At 30.8% G+C, this 2,725-nt stretch carries 1 tRNA gene and 2 pseudogenes (1 of these 3 only partly in view); all 3 read right to left on the bottom strand.

The annotated features are described in order from the left end of the window. Window positions 1-2,439: pseudogene (gene leuS, locus BN1173_RS01285) on the bottom strand (leucine--tRNA ligase); it reaches 95 nt to the left of the window's first position. A 97-nt stretch (window positions 2,440-2,536) separates the two neighbouring features. Next, window positions 2,537-2,620, bottom strand: a tRNA-Leu gene (locus BN1173_RS01280). Between the two features lie 18 nt (window positions 2,621-2,638). After that, window positions 2,639-2,725 (bottom strand): annotated as a pseudogene (locus BN1173_RS04510) (DedA family protein); the annotation flags it as partial.

Genomic DNA, 2,725 nt, shown 5'->3' with positions numbered 1-2,725 from the left:
ATTAAAAGCAATCTTTTTAAGAGTTTCCTCATCAGTGTCTTTTTTTATCATAATTTTGTCTTTTGTTTTACCATTAACCTGTAGTACAACTTCTCTTGTATCATCAATAATTGAATTTAAATCATATTTTGGCCATTTTGCATTTTTAAATATACTGGATTGTTCGCCCATGAATTCCCATAATTCTTCTCCTAAATGTGGTGCAAATGGTGATAAGATAATGCTTATAGGTCTAAATATTTTTAAGTAATTTTTTTCATGTTTTAGAAGTTCGTTTATGAATATCATTAATGTTGAAATTGCGGTATTAAAATTTAAAGTTTCTATATCTTCTGTAACTTTTTTTATTGTTTTATGCAGTTCCGATATTATTTCTTTTGGAGGTGTTTCGTTAGTAAGTTCTTTGTTCTTGATGAGCCATATTTTGTTTAAAAATCTAAAAATTCCAATGAGTCCTTGTGTATTCCATGGTTTTGAGTCGGTTAAAGGTCCCATAAACATTTCATATATTCTCATTGAATCTGCACCGTATTCTTTAATGATGTCATCCGGATTTATTATGTTTTTAAGTGATTTGGACATTTTTGCTATTATTTGTTTTAGTTCTTTATTATTTTTTTTTGAAAAAAATTTGTTGTCTTTTTTTTCCACTTCATCATTGGGAATTAAAATGCCATTTTCGTCTTGATATGCAAATGATGTTATCATTCCTTGATTTATAAGTTTTCTAAAGGGTTCTTTTGTATTAACATATCCTAAATCATAAAGAACTTTATGCCAAAATCTTGCGTATAATAAGTGTAGCACTGAATGTTCAGCGCCTCCAATATAAAGATCAACTGGCATCCAATAATTGATTTTTTCTTTATTTGCAAATTCTTTGTCGTTATGAGGATCAAGGTAGCGTATATAGTACCAACATGAGCCTGCCCATTGGGGCATTGTGTTTGTTTCTCTTTTATATATTTTTCCGTTACGTTTAACATTTACCCAGTCTTTAATTTTTGAGAGAGGCGATTCTCCTGTGCCAGATGGTTTATAATTTTCTATATCTGGAAGTGTTAAGGGTAGTTCATCATCGTTTAATGGTATTTCGTTTAGCTTGTCATCAAATAAAATAGGAATAGGTTCTCCCCAGTATCTCTGTCTTGAGAAAATCCAGTCTCTAAGTTTATAATTGACTTTTTCTTGGCCCATTTTATTTTCTATAAGCCATTTTATTACTTTTGTTTTTACTTCTATAGTTTTGAGATTGTTAAATTCTGTAGGTGTGTTAATTGAAATACCATTTTCGGTAAATGGTTTTATTAATACTTCATTATTTCCAGTTTGAGAGACCACTTGTTTGATAGGCAAATTATATTTTTTTGCAAATTCAAAATCTCGTTCATCGTGTGCAGGAACACTCATTACAGCTCCAGTTCCATAAGTGCCAAGTATATAACTTCCTATCCAAATTGGTATTTCCTCTTTAGTTATTGGATTAATAGCATATGCTCCTGTAAACATTCCTGTTTTATCTTTTTCAAGAGAAGTCCTCTCAAGATCGCTTTTAAGGATTTCTTTGTCTTTATATTTTGATATTATAGGTTTAAGTTCATCTTTAGTGATTTTATCTACCATAGGATGTTCTGGTGCAAGTACTAAATATGTTACTCCAAAAATTGTATCTGGTCTTGTTGTAAATACCTTTATTTTTTCTTTACTTTCCTTTACTAAGAATTCAATTTCAACTCCTGTTGATTTTCCAATCCAATTTTTTTGCATTTCTTTGACAGAGTCAGGCCAATCTACTTCTTCAAGATCTCTAATGAGTCTTTCTGCATATTTTGTGATTTTGAGTAGCCATTGTCTTAAAGGTTTTCTTTCTACTTTATGAAACCCCCGTTCTGATCTAGGTCCATCGGGTGTTTGAATTACTTCTTCATTTGCAAGCACTGTTCCAAGATCAGGACAGTACCAGACAGGTATTTCTTTTGTGTAAGCCAATCCTTTTTTATATAATTGAAGGAAGATCCATTGTGTCCATTTATAATAATTTACATCATGAGTTTTAATTTCTCTGTCCCAATCATATGCAAATCCTAATGCTTTAATTTGTTCTTTAAATTTTTCAATATTTTTTTCTGTTATTTTTTTAGGATGTTTTCCTGTTTGTATTGCATAATTTTCTGCAGGTAATCCAAAACTATCAAACCCCATTGGATGAAGTACATTAAATCCATTTAAAAGCTTATATCTTGTTAATATGTCAGTGGCCGTATAACCTTCAGGGTGTCCGACATGGAGTCCATTAGCTGAAGGATAAGGAAACATGTCAAGAATATAGATTCTTTTTTCTTTTGGAACATTTGGATCTTCGTTTACTTTATATGTTTTGTGTTTATCCCAATAATTTTGCCATTTTTTTTCTATTTTTTTAAAGTCATATTTAGACATTTATTCCTCAGTGCATAGCAACATGCTGCTAATATTGACGTAGCACATTTATGTTGTTATTTTAAAACTTTGTAGCCCTTAATTTGCTCCTAATAGATGCTGTGGACTGGACTTGAACCAGCATGGGCTTACGCCCACTAGCCCCTCAAGCTAGCGTGTATACCACTTCCACCACCACAGCGCATACATATTATATTTGCTATTCGAAAAGTTTGTCAACTTTTTTAGGTTTTTTCTTTTTTAGAATATATCTTAATAAGATCAGTATTATTATTATGATAAATAT

The sequence above is a fragment of the Borrelia crocidurae genome, from assembly GCF_000825665.2.
GTDB lineage: Bacteria > Spirochaetota > Spirochaetia > Borreliales > Borreliaceae > Borrelia > Borrelia duttonii.
This window is presented reverse-complemented; position numbering and strand designations above follow the sequence as displayed.